The organism is Methylorubrum rhodinum (genome assembly GCF_014199935.1).
In the GTDB taxonomy this organism is placed as follows: domain Bacteria; phylum Pseudomonadota; class Alphaproteobacteria; order Rhizobiales; family Beijerinckiaceae; genus Methylobacterium; species Methylobacterium rhodinum.
Map to the genome: position 1 here is coordinate 33,535 of NZ_JACHOP010000021.1, position 13,835 is coordinate 47,369.

Here is a 13,835-nt window from a genome sequence, read left to right on the forward strand (position 1 = left end):
TACGGCCGCGCGAAAATGCCGGACTAGATCGGCATAGGCCGATCGGCCGCATGCCCGGCACCTCCATGCACGCCTCGATCGAAGCTGGACTGCGGCGCCCCTGGCACCGTCTCGGGCTGCCGCCCGCGCTCGAAACGCAGTACCGGGCCGAGACGTCCCGGCGCAGCGGCTTCTACGTTCAGTCCTGGCTCGCGGTCTTCGCGCTGTTCAACGTCCTGTCCCTGGTGATGGACCACGACGTGTTCGGCCCGGAGGCGTTTCACGTTCCCCTCGTCCTGACCATGGGCGTGTTCTGCCCCGTCGCCCTCCTCGCGATCCTGTCGCTGCGCGGGCATCCGACCGTGCTGCGGATGACCGGGGCGGCGCTGGCGACAGTGCTCGTCGACATCGCCGTCGTCCTCAACAGCGCCCGCCTCGCCCCGGCGCCGCACGGCGACGCCTACATCGTGCTCGCCGCCCTCGTGCCCCTGGTGGTCGGGCTGATCGCACCCATGCCGTTCCGGCATGCCATCGCCTACTGCACGGCCTCGCTGGCGCTCTATGCCGGCCTCATCCTGGCCTTCGGCCTCGCCGGGCCCGGGAATGCCGGGCTGCCGCTCCTCGTCTCCGGCCTGATCCTGGTGCCGCTCAAGCTGAGCTACTCGCGGGAATGGGAGGCGAAGACGACCTTCCTCCTCGGCCTGCGCGACAAGCTCCAGGCGGAGGCCCTGGCCCGCGCCAATGCGCGGCTGACCATCCTGTCCGAGACCGACTCGCTGACGACGCTGGCGAACCGCCGCCATTTCTCCGAGCGCCTGGAGCGGACGTGGCAGGAGGCCGGCGAGGCGAACGGATGGCTCGGCGTCCTCCTCGTCGACATCGACCATTTCAAGCGCTTCAACGACACCGCCGGCCATCAGGCGGGCGACGAGGCCCTCGTCGCGGTCGCGGGCGCGCTCGGCGCGGCGATCGAGGCGCGGGGCGGGCTCGCGGCGCGCTACGGCGGCGAGGAGTTCGTCGCCTTCCTGCCCGGCGCCGATCTCGGCGGTTCGGCCGAGGCCGGCGAGGCCGTCCGGAGCGCGGTGGCGCGGTTGGCGCTGCCTCATCCCGGTCTACCGAGGGGCGCGACGCTGGCCGTGAGCGTCGGCGTCACCGCGGCCCACGGCCCGACCCGCGGCTTCGGCGTGGCGGCGCGGGATCTGCTCAAGGCCGCCGACCTCGCCCTCTACGCCGCCAAGGCCGAGGGCCGCGACCGCGTCGCCGCGCTCGGCACCGCCGCCAACACCAACCGGCTCGCCGCGGGCGGCTCGGCGGCGGCCGACGCGCCCTGACGGCGCACCGCGCCGCTTTTCCCGAGCGCCGTCGAGGTCGCGGAAAATGCCAAGCTCCGAGGGAGCTTGCCGGACATCGCGCGGGTTTGCCTCCCGGATGCGCCCTCAGGGGGGCGGTAAGGAGCGAACGGCGGATGCTGCTTGAACAGGATGGCGCGGCCGGCGGCGGGCTTCCGTCGGCGGCGGCGGGAACGGCCCGCGCGACCGATCGCCCGCACCTCGCCCGCGACGTCTCCGGCATCACCGCCGGCCTCGCCGCGCCGGGCCGGCGCTTCTGGGCGCTCGCCGCCGCCGTCGCTGCGCTGGACGGGCTCGGGATCGTCTGGGCGGGCCTGCGGGTCGAGCCCGCTGGGTTCCTCGCCGCGTTCGGCGCCGTCGCGGCTCTGCTCGCGGCGGCCCTGCTGTGCAGCGCGATCCGCGAGCCGAAGCTGCGGGCGATGGCGCTGGCGAGCGCCTACCTGATCGCCGTCACCACGGCGCTCGCCGTCCTGCACGTGCTGGCCGCCCTGCCGGCCCTGCCGCTCGCCGACGACGCCCTGGCGCGCATCGAGACGATCCTCGGCTTCGACGGACCGGCCTATCTCGCCTTCCTGGCGGAGCACCCCGACCTCGCCCGGGGCCTCGCCCTGGCCTACCATTCGAGCGGGCCGCAGATCGGCCTCGTCGTGATCGCCCTGAGCGCCTGCGGGCGCACCGCGCGGCTCTGGGCCTTCGCCCGCCTGTTCACCCTGGCGCTCGCCGCCTGCATCCTCGTCTCGTCGGTTCTCCCGGCGGCCGGCACCTACGCGGCGGCGGCCGTGCAGAGCCGGCCCGCGGGCGAGATGGAGACGATCGGGGCGCTCTGGCATCTCGACGCCCTGCGGGCCCTGCGCGACGGCAGCTTCCACACCCTCGCCCTCTCGGAGATCCGCGGCCTCGTCACCTTCCCGTCCTTCCACGCGAGCCTCGCCGTGCTCACCGGATGGGCGCTGATGCCGGTGCCGGTGATCGGCCCGCTCGCCCTCTTTCTCAACGGCGCGATCGTCGTCGCCGCCATCGGCGCGGGCGGCCATTACCTTCCGGACGTGATCGCCGGCGCGGCCCTCGCCTTCGCCCTCGTCTTCGCCCACTTGGCCGCGCGGCGCCGCGCGAGCGGCCATCGCGCCTCTCCCGTTCGGGCGACGGTCTGACGGGCGGCCGCCGGCGCTCCGAACGGCCGATGCGGCGCGACCGTCTCGAACAACCGGACCATCGCCCCGGATGCGATCTCCGGGGCGATGGTCTAGATCCTGGGCATGACAAGCGGGCCGCCTGCTCACGGACGGGGTCGATGACCCCGGTCCCCGATCCGTCCGCCGACGTGCACGAGGGCCGCGACGGCTGGCTCTTCCTCACCGGCGGCACCAACCGGGTGCTGGCGCAGTATGGCCGGCCCGGTCTCCCGCGCGCCCTGCTCTGGCGCTGGCGCCGGATCGTCGCGGATCGGGTCCGGCGCTGCGCCCGGCTCGGCGCGACCTATGTCCATGCCGTCGCCCCCGAGAAGCTGACAGTCTACGGCGATCAGGCGCCGGGCCTCGCCGTCGATCCCGCCCGCGCGCCGGTGCGGCGGCTGGCCCGCTGGCTCACCGCCTCCGCGGGCGCGCGCGCCTTCGTCGATCTCGACGCCGCCTTCCGCGCGGCGCGGGAAGACGGGCCGCCGCTCTACCTGCGCACCGATTCGCACTGGACGGTCCACGGCAGCGAGGTCGCGTGCCGGGCGATCCTGTCCCGCATGGGCGTGGCGCCGCGCAGCGATCGCGAAGCCCGGCGAACCGGCGGAACCGTGCGGTTCTCCGGCGATCTCGGACGCAAGTTCGATCCGATCCGCATCGAGCACGCCCCGGTCGCCGCCTTCGCGACGCAGGCGCGGCGCATCCACGCCAACGCCCTGCTCGCCGAACTGGAGGCGCGCGGACGCGGGTTCGAGGCCCATCTCGGCGCCCACGCGGTGTTCCGCAACGACGATCCGGCGGCCGACCCGCGCCGCCTCGTGATCTTCGGCGATTCGTTCTGCCAGCACACCGCCCACAGCCCGGTGGCGACGCTGACCGCGCTCCTGGCCGACACCTTCCGCGAGGTGCACTTCCTGTGGTCGACGAGCATCGACTGGCATTATCTCGGCGAGGTGCGCCCGGATTTCGTCCTCGGCGAGATCGCCGAGCGCTTCATGATCGACCTGCCCCCCCGGGGCTTCCGCATCGAGCGGCTGGCGGAACTGGCCCGTGCGCGCAAGGGCGACGCGCCGGCCTCCGAAATCCGTTCGGACGAGACGGACCGGGGATTCGCGCGATCGAACATTTTGTCCTAAGGAATGCCCGATTCCCGGACGCGCCGGCGCCGACCTATTGCCCCGGACATCGCCCGGACGTGGAGCCGAAGCCATGATCGACAGTCGTGATGTCGCGCGTTTGAACGAGGTCGTTTCGACCTATGACAAGCCGAAGGTTCCCGCGGCCTTCCGCGATTACTTCTCGCGCCATCACACCTCGATCCAGGGCTGGCTGTCGGCTCCGATCATGACGGTGGTGGGCGTGTTCGCCGATCTCCAGACCCGGGCGGGCTTCCAGGGCGGCTTCGCCGAGATCGGCGTCCATCACGGCCGCTTCTACTGCGCCCTGGCCACGGCCCGCGCGTCCGGCTGGCGCGGCATCGCGATCGACATCTTCGAGGATCAGCACCTGAACCCCGACGGCTCGGGGAAGGGCAGCCTGCAGACGTTCAAGAACAACATGCAGAGGATCGGCCTCGATCCGGCGAACCACACCATCGTCCAGAGCGACAGCAAGATCGTCGCGGCGGACCGCATCCGCGCGGCGGTCGGCGGCGACGGCGTGCTGATCTTCAGCGTCGACGGCGCCCACACCGTCGATTACACGGTCGCCGACCTGGAACTCGCCGCGCGCGCGCTGCATCCGTGCGGCGTCATCATCCTCGACGATCTGCTCAATCCGCGCTGGCCGGGCGTCATCGAGGGCGCCCTGGACTGGCTGCGCGGCGAGCAGGGCTCGGCCTACGAGATGATCGCCTACGGCAACAACAAGGGCTTCATCGCACGCCGCGAGATCGCTTCCGCCTATCGCTCGGTGATGACCGACCGGGCCGATATGCCCGTCGCCCGCGGCGACGCGGTGATCTTCGCGGGCCGCCCCGCCCTCGCCTGCAAGTTCGGCGATCCGGCCGAGGTCTTCAAGGCGGAGGAGGCCGGAGAGGCCCCGCCCGCGGCGGCGCCCCAGATGCTCGAGTTCGTCCGGGGTGGGAACGGATCCAGCTCGCTGCGCGAGGGCTGGGCGAAGCCGGAGACGCACGGGACGTGGTCCTGCGCCGAGCGGGCGAGCCTCGGCATCCCGGTCGGCCGGCACGCCGCCGTGCGGACCTGCCGGATCGAGCTGTCCCCCTTCCTGCCTCCGGGCCAGTCGCAGCACCTGAAGGTCCTCCTCGCCGGGCGGGAAGTCGCGAGCCTCGCGCTCCAGGCGGGCAGCCAGACCATCGACGTCCCCCTGGCCCCGTCCGACGTGACGCGCGCCGACACGGTCGACCTGACGCTGGAGACGGCGCAGCTCTTCAACCCGGCGGAACTCGGCCTGTCGCGGGACACCCGCAACCTCGGCGTCATGCTCAAGCGCATCACCGTCTCGGCCTGACGACGGATCGGGCGGGCGGGAGCGTCAAGGACGCGCCGCGGCCTCCGCCTGACGGGCCCGCATCCGCGCCTGGAGCCGCCGGCGCCGCGCCGCGATGACGGTGCCGTTCACCTCGCCGCCGAACAGGAACATCGCGGCGAGCCAGTAGAGGAACACGAGGAACACCATCGCGGTGGCCAGGCCTCCGTAGGTCGAGGCGTAGGCGTTCGAGAACCGGTCGAGATAGAATCCGAAGCCGAGGCCGGCGAGGAACCACAGCACCAGCGTCACCGCGATGCCGGGCAGGACCGCGACGAGCGAGCGGCGCCCGGCGGCGACGAACTTGTGGGCGATGACGAGCACCAGCGCGATCAGCAGCGCGGTGACGCCGATCCGCCCGATCGCCACCGTGAGCGCGAGCGGCTCCAGGCCGGGCGCCACGAACACCAGTTGCCGCCAGATCAGCGGCCCGAGCACCACGAGCAGCGTGAAGGCCAGCATCGCGAAGGCGCCGCAGACGACGTAGCCGATCGATTCGAGCCGCGTCAGCCACCACGGCCGCATCTCGCGCAACCCATAGGCCCGGTTGAGCCCGACCCGCAGCGACTCGACCCCCGAGGACGAGAAGTAGAGCGCGAGCACGGCGCCGATCGTCAGCACGCCGCCGCGCTGCTCGGTGAGGATGCGGTGCACCTCGCCGACGATGGGCTTGGCGATCTCGCGGGGCACCGCGTCGAAGATCAGGGTGCCGGCCTCGTCGGCGAGCGACTTGGTGCCGAACAGGCCGGCGAGCGCGGCCAGCAGAATCAGGAACGGGAACAGCGAGGTCAGCATCGACAGCGCGATGTGGCTCGCGATCGCCCAGCCGTCATGGGCGACGAAGCGCTGCGCGGCGAGGCTCGCCACGTCGAGGGTTTTCTTGGTGCGGCTCAAGGGAGGGCTGTGTCTGCGGTGGGCGGCACGGGATTCTGCATCTCCATACGGGCATTCGGGTCGGGCGCGTCAATCGTGCGGGCGCAACCACACAGGACGATGACCCGAGCGGCACGGCGTTCGACGGCGACGGTCGAAGGCGCGTCGAAACCGGGGCATGCCAGCCCGGCCGGGCCGACGGTTGCCTTCCCCCCGCACCTGTGATGCGTGGCGCCCGCCATGCCCCCGTTCCTCACCGGACTGATCCCGGCCAGCTTCGTCCTGATCTGGGCCACGGGCTTCGCCGCCGCGCGCTACGTCGCGCCGCTGTCGGAGCCGCTGGTGTTCGTGGCGGCGCGCCTCTCCCTCGTCGCCCTGGTGCTCGCCGGGGTCGCGCTGGCGCTCGGCGCCCGCTGGCCGCGGGACGGGCGGGGCTGGCGCGATGCGCTGGTGGCGGGCGTGCTGATGCAGGGCCTCTACGTCGCCGGGGTGTTCTGGTCGGTCCGGCACGGGCTGCCCTCGGGCATCGCCGCGCTCGTCGGCAGCCTTCAGCCGCTGCTCACGGCGGCCGCCTCCGAGCCGCTCCTCGGCGAGCGGGTCGGCCCGCGGCGCTGGGCCGGCATCGGGCTCGGCTTCCTCGGGGCCGGGCTGGTGCTGGCGCCGAAGGTCGGCAGCCTCGACCCCGCCGGCATCCCGCCCGTGGCGCTCGCCGTGTGCCTGACCGCCATGCTCGCCATGACCGTGGGCACGCTGTGGCAGAAGCGCAAGGCGGCGCAGGCCGATCTCGTCACCAACGCCGCGATCCAGTTCGTCGGTGGGGCGGCCTTCGCGGTGCCGCTGGCGCTTCTCGCGGGAGAGCCGTGGCCGGAGATCACCCTGCCGCTGAGCCTCGGCATGGCATGGTCCGTGCTCGTCAACTCGGTCGCCGGCATCCTGCTGCTGATGGCGTTGATCCGGCGCGGCGCGGTGGCGGGCGTCGCCTCGCTGTTCTTCCTCGTGCCGCCGGTCTCGGCCGGAATCGCCTATGTCATGTTCGGCGAGACCCTGACGCCGGTGCAGATCGCCGGCATGGCGGTGGCCGCCGCGGGTGTCGCGGTGGCGAGCCGAAGTCGCTGAGGTGTATGATGAATGCAGTTCGGATTCATCCAAAGGTATAGGCTGCGGCAAAGAAAATCGACTACTGCGCCGCCGATCCGGCCTATAATGAACCTAACCCTTTCATCGCATCGAGAGTGAGACATGGCCGCTTCCCCCGCCATCCAGCCCGCCAACGACCCGCAGGATTTCGTCGCCCTCGCCAAGCAGGCTGCCGAGGGCGCCAAGGCGCTGGTCGCCGAGGCCACCAAGCGCGTGAAGGCGCGGGTCGCCGGCGCGGAAGGCAAGCTCGACGCCGGCAAGCTGGAGCGCGAGCAGCACGCCGCCCACGGCCTCGCGTGGCTCACCACCTACGGCGAGGCCGTGCGCGAACTCGCCGATTATGCCGGGCGCCTTCAGGGCGAGGGCGGCTTCGGCGAGACCGAGGCGCTGCTCGTGAAGATCGGCATGGGCGAGTATCTCGACCAGATGTTCTTCGGCATCCCGATGAGCCAGGGCGAGATGGTGCGCCCGACGACCTCGCTCGGTTTCACGGCCTCGGAACTCGCGGGCTTCCGCACCGCCGCCATCGACACGATCGCGGCCGAGGGCAACACCGCCGAGAACCGCGCCGCGCTCGTGGCCAGGATCCGCGAGGCGACCCGCTCGGGTGCCGCCACGATCGGCGCGTCTGGCCTCGACGAGGACATGGAGGCGATCCGCTCCGAGATGCGCCGGTTCGGCAAGGCCGAGGTGGTGGATCAGGCGCACGAGTGGCACCTGAAGAACGACTACATCCCGATGGAGATCGTCGCCAAGATGGCCGAACTCGGCGTCTTCGGCCTGACGATCCCGGAGGAATACGGCGGCATGGGCATGCCCAAGGCCGCGATGTGCGTGGTCTCTGAGGAGCTGTCGCGCGCCTATATCGGCGTCGGCTCGCTCGGCACCCGCTCGGAGATCGCCGCCGAATTGATCCTGTGCGGCGGCACCGAGGAGCAGAAGCAGCGCTTCCTGCCGGGCATCGCCGCGGGCGACATCCTGCCCACCGCCGTCTTCACCGAGCCGAACACCGGCTCCGACCTCGCCAGCTTGCGCACCAAGGCCGTCAAGGACGGCGACGTGTGGAAGATCTCGGGCAACAAGACTTGGATCACGCACCCCGTCCGCGCCGACATCATGACCGTGCTGGTGCGTACGAAGCCTGAGGAGAAGGGCCATCGCGGCCTCTCCATGCTCATCGCCGAGAAGCCGCGCGGCACGGACGAAGAGCCCTTCCCGGTGAACGGCCTGTCGGGCGGCGAGATCGAGGTGCTCGGCTATCGCGGCATGAAGGAGTACGAGCTCTCCTTCGAAGATTTCGAGGTGCCCGGCGCCAACCTGCTCGGCGAGGTCGAGGGCAAGGGCTTCGCCCAGCTGATGCAGACCTTCGAATCGGCCCGCATCCAGACCGCGGCGCGCGCCATCGGCGTCGCCCAGTCGGCCCTCGACATCGGCCTGCGTTACGCTGAGGAGCGGGTGCAGTTCGGCAAGGCGCTGGTCGAATTCCCGCGGGTGGCCGACAAGCTCGCCATGATGGCGGTCGAGATCAACATCGCCCGCCAGCTCACCTACTTCTCGGCCCGCGAGAAGGACGAAGGCAAGCGCTGCGACCTCGAGGCCGGCATGGCGAAGCTCTTGGGCGCCCGCGTCGCCTGGGCGGCCGCCGACAACGCGCTGCAGATCCACGGCGGCAACGGCTTCGCCTTGGAGTACCAGATCAGCCGCGTGCTGTGCGACGCACGCATCCTCTCGATCTTCGAGGGCGCGGCCGAGATCCAGGCCCAGGTCATCGCCCGCCGCCTGCTGGAGCAGTAAGCCTCACGTCCCGATCCCAAAGGAAAGCCCCGTCCGGCGCGTGCCGGGCGGGGCTTTTTTCGTGACGGCCGTCAGGCCTCAGAGGCCGGGCAGACGGCCGAGATCGAGCCGCCCCGCCTCCACGCTGCCGAGCCGGGCGAACCGGCGCTCGATCGAGCCGGCATAGCCCGCCAGGGTGCGGTGCCAGCCGTGGGCCTGCGCCTCCAGACCGGCGAAGCCGCCGCCGACCCCGATGACGCCCCCGCCGACCCGCGGCGTCGCCCGCGCCGGCCGGTCGAGCCCGGCGACCCGCGCCGGGGCGCGACGCTCTGCGCGCATCGGGCGTTCCCGCGGCGTCGCGGCCGCTTCCGCCTGACGCGGGAGCCGCGGTTCGGCGGCGGCGACCCGGCGGGCCCGCTCGGCGCGGGCCGGGGGCGCGGTCTCGCGCGGTTTGGTGGCCGCGGTGCGCGCGGCGGCATCGGCCTCGTCGAACATCGCCCGGCAGCCACCGCTCAGGCGCTCGCGCTCCCGCCTCAGGCAGGCCGCGGTGCGACCGGGATCGGGTATCGAGGAGGCGCAGAGCCGGAACGCGTCCGGTCCGCAGGCCGCCCGCTGTGCCTCGGTCCCCTGCGCCAGAACCGGCGTCGCGGCCAGCATCGGAAGGAGCAGGGCGAGCTTCGGGATGGTGTTCAAGCGCGTGCCTCCGTCGCTTCGCGGACGGGGCTCGGCGCGTGTCACGGACGGCCCCGGACGCTTCGGTCACCGCTCGGCCGGATGGCGGCGGTGTGCCGGGCGAGGAGACCACAGCTTCGCGTGTCGATGCAAATCTTGGGCGGGCGGGACGGAGCGGCCCGGCAGCGCGGGCCGCATGTCCCGGCCAGCGCCCGCGCCGACCCAGCGCCTACTTGGTGATCTTCACCGAGACCGGATCGCTCGACGGGAAGGTCTCCTCCAGCGCTTCGTCCAGCCGCTCGTTGGCCTTCTCCTGACGGTTCTCCGGGTTCGCCTTGTCGCCCTTGCCGTCCTGGCGGAAGCCCGAGGCCTTGGGATCGTCCTTCTTCGGGGTCTGATCGGTCATGCGGGTTCTCGTCCTTATCTCGAAGCGCCGCGCGTCCGGCGGCGGGGATGTCGGACCAACGCGATGGCCCCCCGTGGTGTTTCGTCGGCCGGGCACGCGGTCCGTTTACCGAACCGCAGGCACATCTGCGTTATCGTCGCGGCTCGTGGCCGGCGAGGAGCGCGCCCATGCACGTCGTGATCCTGGCCGAGTTCGCAACGGCAAGCGGGGGCGCCGAGAAGGTGGCGGTCGAATCCGCCCGCGGCCTCGCGGAAGCCGGCGCACGCGTCACCTATGTCCAGGCGGTGGACGGGCCGGTCGATCCGCTGCTCGATCATCCGCGGCTGCACCGCGTGGCCCTGAGCTTGCCCGACGTCTGGTCGCTGCCGGCCTGGCGCGGCGCGGTGACGGGCGTTTGGAACGCAGAGGCGGCCCGCCGCCTCTCCGCCGCCCTCGATGCGCTGCCCGCGGCGGTCGATTGCCTGCATCTCCACCAGTGGAGCCGCGCCTTCTCGCCCGCCGTGCTGCCGGTGCTGCTCGCGCGGCCCGCGCCGCTGGTGCTGACGCTGCACGACTACTTCCTGGCCTGCCCCAACGGCGTCTATTACCGCTTCGACCGGGCCGAGCCCTGCTCGTTACGCCCGATGTCGCCGGCCTGCCTTGCCGCCCCGTGCGATCCCAAGAGCCGGCTGCACAAGGCGGTGCGGGTCGGCCGCGCCGCGGCGCTCCGGGTCGCGACGGGCCGCGCGCCGCTCGACGTGATCCATGTCTGCGACGCGAGCCTCGCCCGGATGGGTGCACTGCTCGAAGGCCGGCCGGTGCGCCATCACCGCATCGACAATCCCGTGCGGGTCGCGCCCGAGGCGCCGGCCGAGCCTGCCCGCGGCGAGGCGGTCGCCTATGTCGGGCGGCTCACCGCGGAGAAGGGCGCCGACCTCGTGGCCGAGGCGGCCCGCCGCGCCGGCCTGCCGGCCCTGTTCGTCGGAGCCGGGCCGCTGGAGGATTCCCTGCGCGCGCAGGGCGCCGAGGTGATCGGCTGGCGTGCTCCGTCCGAGGTCGCCGCGCTCCTCAGGGCGCGGGCGCGGGCGGTCTGCGCGCCCTCGCGCTGGTACGAGACCGGGCCGCTCACGATCTACGAGGCCCTGGCGCAGGGGATTCCGGCGATCGCCTCGACCCGCTCGGGCGCGGCCGAGAAGGTCCGGCACGGCGAGACCGGGCTCGTCGTCGAGCCGGAGGCCGGGCCGCTGGCCGAGGCGTTCGGGGCTCTGAAGGACGACGCCCTCGTGGCTCGGCTCGGCCGGGCGGCGCACGCCGCCTATTGTCAGGCGCCGCCGACCCTGGCCGCCCATGCCGAGGCGCTGCTCGGGCTTTATCGCCGGCTGGCGGACGAATACGGTATACGGCACTGCGGCAGCGAGGGCGGGCCCGAGCGGGACGGCGTCGTCGCTGCGATGCGGTGACGGGATCGTTTTCATCGGGGTCGGGCGGTTGGCCGGAGGCGAATTCGTCATTAATGTGCCCCCGCACAGCCGGCAGGGCGCGGCGCGCGAAGGCGCGGTCCGCTGCGTTCGATATTGGAATCAACAGCATAGCCGTTGCGCCGCGGCGGCCTCTGTCGACTCGGATACTCTCTTGACTTCTATGTTGCAGTGCAACATATGGGATGTGGGCCGGTCATCCGAACGGCGGCGCCCGTCCCGAGCGGTGCGCCAGTCTCCCGGTCCCCAGAGACAGGAGAGCGACATGAGCACCCCGAATTTCGAGATCCCCACCGAGTTCCGCGACTTCGCCGACAAGAGCGTCGATCAGGCCCGCAACGCCTTCGGCACGATGCTCAACGGCGCCGTGAAGACCTCGGAGCAGCTCCGCAGCTCGGCCACCACGGTCCAGTCGACCCTGCACGCCGCCGTGCTGAAGGGCCTCGACCACGCCAAGACCAATGCCGACACCACCTTCGACTATGCCCATCGCGTCGTGCGCGCGAAGGACGTCCGCGAGGCCTTCGAGATCCAGTCGGAGTTCGTGAAGACCCAGTTCGCCGCCCTCCAGGCCCAGGTCAAGGAGTACGGTGCCCTCGCTCAGAGCGCCGCCCGCTGAGGATTCGGCGTCCCGGCCCCGCCGGGATGTGAGGGCATGCGCCTGGGGGATCGGTCCCTAAGGTGTCATGCTCCGATGCTACGCTCTCCCACGGCGCCCCGGACGACGAATCCGGGGTGGCCGGTGGGGGCGATTCTTGAACGAGGAGTAGGGTCCATGTCGTCGAGCCGCCGCAAAGGACGTTCGCCGGTCTCGCCCGCCGCCGGCCGGCCGGCTTCCGCCGTGGACGCCGCGCCGGAGGCGGCTGCGGCCGAAGAGATCGCCGAAGAGATCGAGGGGGCCCAGGAAGTGGCCCAGGAGGCGGCGACCGATGCCGCGGATTCGGCGGCCGAGACGGTCGCCACCGACACCGCCGCCATCCCGGAGATTCCGACCGAGACCTCGCCCGAGACGGTGCAGGCCGCCGTCGCGGCGAGCGTGACCGAGGGCGCCGAGCAGGCGGCCGACGCGGTCGAGGCGGTGCCGGACGAGACGGTGCAAAGCGAGGTCGCCGCGACCGTCGTCGAGACCGCGCAGGCCGTGACCGAGCAGAGCGCCGACGCGGTCGCGCAGGCGACGGAGACGGTCGAGGCCGCGCAGGCCCAGGCCGTCGAGCAAGTTGCCGAGCAGCCCGCCGCGACGGTCGAGCAGGTCGCGGACAACGCGATGGCCCTCGCCGCAGCGCCGCTCGCCATGGCCGCGACGTTCCCCGCGTCGAGCGGTGGCGTGAGGTCGGGCAGCGAGGCGGGCACGCGCTTCGCCTTCGTTCCGGCCTTCGAGCCGCTGAACGAGATCAACGCGACCCTGTTCGCCTTCGCCCGCGGCGAAGGCGAGGCGGCGGTGGCGCATTTCCAGGCGTTGACCAAGGCCAAATCGCCCGCGGAGGCGATCCGCCTTCAGGTGAGCGAGTTCCAGCGGGCGGCCGACGCCTCGCTGACCTGCTTCAGCCACATCCTGCGCAGCGCCAACCGCTTCGGCGGCGCCGCCCGCTGGCACTGATTCTCTTCCGCGCTTCGAACCGACGCAAGAAGCCCCCACACCGGCCGGTGCGGGGGCTTCTTGCGTTCGGCCGGCTCAGCCCGGCAGCGCCGCCACGTTGTCGATCAGCCGCGTCCCGCCGAGATAGGCCGCCGCGATCACCCGCGCCTCGCGCGCAACCCGCGCGACGGGGGCGAGGGTCTCGGCATCGCGCACCTCCAGATACTGCACCGGGCCGAAGCCGGCCGCCTCCAGTTCGGCGATGCCGTCGGCCACCAGCGGGCCCGCCTCGGCACCGGTCGCCAGCCCCTCGGCGATGCGCGCGAGCACGGCGTGCAGGCGCGGCGCGGTCGCGCGCTCGGCCGGGGCGAGGTAGCGGTTGCGCGAGGACAGGGCGAGGCCGTCCGCCTCGCGCAAGGTCGGCACGCCCTCGATGGCGACGGGGATGTCGAGGTCGCGCACGACCGAGCGGATCACCTGAAGCTGCTGGAAATCCTTCTCGCCGAACAGGGCCACGTCCGGCCCGACCTGGTTGAGGAGCTTCGCCACCACCGTCGCCACGCCCGAGAAATGGCCGGGCCGGAAGCGGCCGCACAGGCCCTCCGCCGCCGGACCGGGCTCGATCCGGGTGGCGAAGTCTGCTGGGTACATGATCTCGACGGTAGGCAGCCACGCGGCGTCGGCGCCGGCCCCCGCCAAGAGGGCGAGGTCGCCCTCCGTATCGCGCGGATACCGCGAGAAATCCTCGGTCGGGCCGAACTGGGTCGGGTTGACGAAGATGCTGGCGATCACCCGCTGGCCGATCGCCCGCGCATGGGCCACGAGGGCGAGATGGCCGGCATGCAGCGCCCCCATCGTCGGCACCAGCACGATCCGCTCGCCCTCCCGCCGCCACGCGGCGACTCGGGCGCGCAGGGGTTCGAGGGTGTCGAGGCGAAGGAGCGTGTCGGGCAT

Annotated in this window: 13 protein-coding genes; 9 read left to right on the forward strand and 4 right to left on the reverse strand. The window is 72.2% G+C overall.

The window, feature by feature from the left end; genetic code table 11:
- Window positions 1-50 precede the first annotated feature (50 nt).
- From HNR00_RS19510 to HNR00_RS19525, 4 genes are all read left to right on the forward strand, one after another.
- Entirely contained in the window at window positions 51-1,310 is a 1,260-nt protein-coding gene (locus HNR00_RS19510) for a GGDEF domain-containing protein (protein WP_376770397.1), read from the forward strand.
- Between the two features lie 134 nt (window positions 1,311-1,444).
- On the forward strand, window positions 1,445-2,479 hold the full coding sequence (locus HNR00_RS19515) for a phosphatase PAP2 family protein (RefSeq protein ID WP_183572114.1): 1,035 nt from the start codon (window positions 1,445-1,447) through the stop codon (window positions 2,477-2,479).
- A gap of 140 nt (window positions 2,480-2,619) precedes the next feature.
- Window positions 2,620-3,636, forward strand: a complete 1,017-nt coding sequence (locus tag HNR00_RS19520; protein ID WP_183572116.1) for an alginate O-acetyltransferase AlgX-related protein — start codon at window positions 2,620-2,622, stop codon at window positions 3,634-3,636.
- Window positions 3,637-3,709: 73 nt separating this feature from the next.
- The gene (locus tag HNR00_RS19525) at window positions 3,710-4,969 is read left to right on the forward strand and encodes a class I SAM-dependent methyltransferase (RefSeq protein ID WP_183572118.1); all 1,260 of its coding nucleotides are present in this window, start codon (window positions 3,710-3,712) and stop codon (window positions 4,967-4,969) included.
- A 24-nt stretch (window positions 4,970-4,993) separates the two neighbouring features.
- Here HNR00_RS19525 and HNR00_RS19530 read toward each other — a convergent pair whose 3' ends face one another.
- Window positions 4,994-5,881 carry a YihY/virulence factor BrkB family protein gene (locus HNR00_RS19530; RefSeq protein ID WP_183572120.1) on the reverse strand — a complete coding sequence of 296 codons (888 nt, stop codon included), beginning with the start codon at window positions 5,879-5,881 and terminating at the stop codon, window positions 4,994-4,996.
- Window positions 5,882-6,100: 219 nt separating this feature from the next.
- Between HNR00_RS19530 and HNR00_RS19535 the strand changes: the two genes are divergently transcribed.
- On the forward strand, window positions 6,101-6,976 hold the full coding sequence (locus HNR00_RS19535) for a DMT family transporter (protein ID WP_183572122.1): 876 nt from the start codon (window positions 6,101-6,103) through the stop codon (window positions 6,974-6,976).
- A 123-nt stretch (window positions 6,977-7,099) separates the two neighbouring features.
- On the forward strand, window positions 7,100-8,791 hold the full coding sequence (locus tag HNR00_RS19540; RefSeq protein WP_183572124.1) for an acyl-CoA dehydrogenase family protein: 1,692 nt from the start codon (window positions 7,100-7,102) through the stop codon (window positions 8,789-8,791).
- A 78-nt stretch (window positions 8,792-8,869) separates the two neighbouring features.
- Here HNR00_RS19540 and HNR00_RS25645 read toward each other — a convergent pair whose 3' ends face one another.
- The gene (locus tag HNR00_RS25645; RefSeq protein WP_246390813.1) at window positions 8,870-9,463 is read right to left on the reverse strand and encodes a hypothetical protein; all 594 of its coding nucleotides are present in this window, start codon (window positions 9,461-9,463) and stop codon (window positions 8,870-8,872) included.
- Between the two features lie 208 nt (window positions 9,464-9,671).
- The gene (locus HNR00_RS19550) at window positions 9,672-9,848 is read right to left on the reverse strand and encodes a hypothetical protein (protein WP_183572126.1); all 177 of its coding nucleotides are present in this window, start codon (window positions 9,846-9,848) and stop codon (window positions 9,672-9,674) included.
- Window positions 9,849-10,015: 167 nt separating this feature from the next.
- Between HNR00_RS19550 and HNR00_RS19555 the strand changes: the two genes are divergently transcribed.
- The 3 genes from HNR00_RS19555 (at window position 10,016) to HNR00_RS19565 (ending at window position 12,902) form a co-directional block, all read left to right on the forward strand.
- Window positions 10,016-11,287, forward strand: coding sequence for a glycosyltransferase (locus HNR00_RS19555; protein WP_183572128.1), 1,272 nt, complete (start codon window positions 10,016-10,018; stop codon window positions 11,285-11,287).
- 283 nt (window positions 11,288-11,570) lie between these two features.
- On the forward strand, window positions 11,571-11,924 hold the full coding sequence (locus HNR00_RS19560; protein ID WP_183572130.1) for a phasin: 354 nt from the start codon (window positions 11,571-11,573) through the stop codon (window positions 11,922-11,924).
- 156 nt (window positions 11,925-12,080) lie between these two features.
- Window positions 12,081-12,902, forward strand: coding sequence for a phasin family protein (locus HNR00_RS19565; RefSeq protein ID WP_183572132.1), 822 nt, complete (start codon window positions 12,081-12,083; stop codon window positions 12,900-12,902).
- A 75-nt stretch (window positions 12,903-12,977) separates the two neighbouring features.
- Here the strand turns inward: HNR00_RS19565 and panC are convergent, their stop codons facing one another.
- Window positions 12,978-13,835: a pantoate--beta-alanine ligase gene (gene panC, locus HNR00_RS19570; protein ID WP_183572134.1), complete on the reverse strand. Its 858-nt coding sequence runs from the start codon at window positions 13,833-13,835 to the stop codon at window positions 12,978-12,980.

What these genes read in the sequence shown, in the direction of transcription:
- HNR00_RS19525 (WP_183572118.1), top strand. Translation starts at nt 3,710, where the DNA reads ATGATCGACAGTCGTGATGTCGCGCGTTTGAACGAGGTCGTTTCGACC.
- HNR00_RS19565 (WP_183572132.1), top strand. Translation starts at nt 12,081, where the DNA reads ATGTCGTCGAGCCGCCGCAAAGGACGTTCGCCGGTCTCGCCCGCCGCC.
- HNR00_RS19510 (WP_376770397.1), top strand. Translation starts at nt 51, where the DNA reads ATGCCCGGCACCTCCATGCACGCCTCGATCGAAGCTGGACTGCGGCGC.
- HNR00_RS19535 (WP_183572122.1), top strand. Translation starts at nt 6,101, where the DNA reads ATGCCCCCGTTCCTCACCGGACTGATCCCGGCCAGCTTCGTCCTGATC.
- HNR00_RS19520 (WP_183572116.1), top strand. Translation starts at nt 2,620, where the DNA reads ATGACCCCGGTCCCCGATCCGTCCGCCGACGTGCACGAGGGCCGCGAC.
- HNR00_RS19540 (WP_183572124.1), top strand. Translation starts at nt 7,100, where the DNA reads ATGGCCGCTTCCCCCGCCATCCAGCCCGCCAACGACCCGCAGGATTTC.
- panC (WP_183572134.1), bottom strand. Translation starts at nt 13,835, where the DNA reads ATGCCCGACACGCTCCTTCGCCTCGACACCCTCGAACCCCTGCGCGCC.
- HNR00_RS19515 (WP_183572114.1), top strand. Translation starts at nt 1,445, where the DNA reads ATGCTGCTTGAACAGGATGGCGCGGCCGGCGGCGGGCTTCCGTCGGCG.
- HNR00_RS19560 (WP_183572130.1), top strand. Translation starts at nt 11,571, where the DNA reads ATGAGCACCCCGAATTTCGAGATCCCCACCGAGTTCCGCGACTTCGCC.
- HNR00_RS19555 (WP_183572128.1), top strand. Translation starts at nt 10,016, where the DNA reads ATGCACGTCGTGATCCTGGCCGAGTTCGCAACGGCAAGCGGGGGCGCC.
- HNR00_RS19550 (WP_183572126.1), bottom strand. Translation starts at nt 9,848, where the DNA reads ATGACCGATCAGACCCCGAAGAAGGACGATCCCAAGGCCTCGGGCTTC.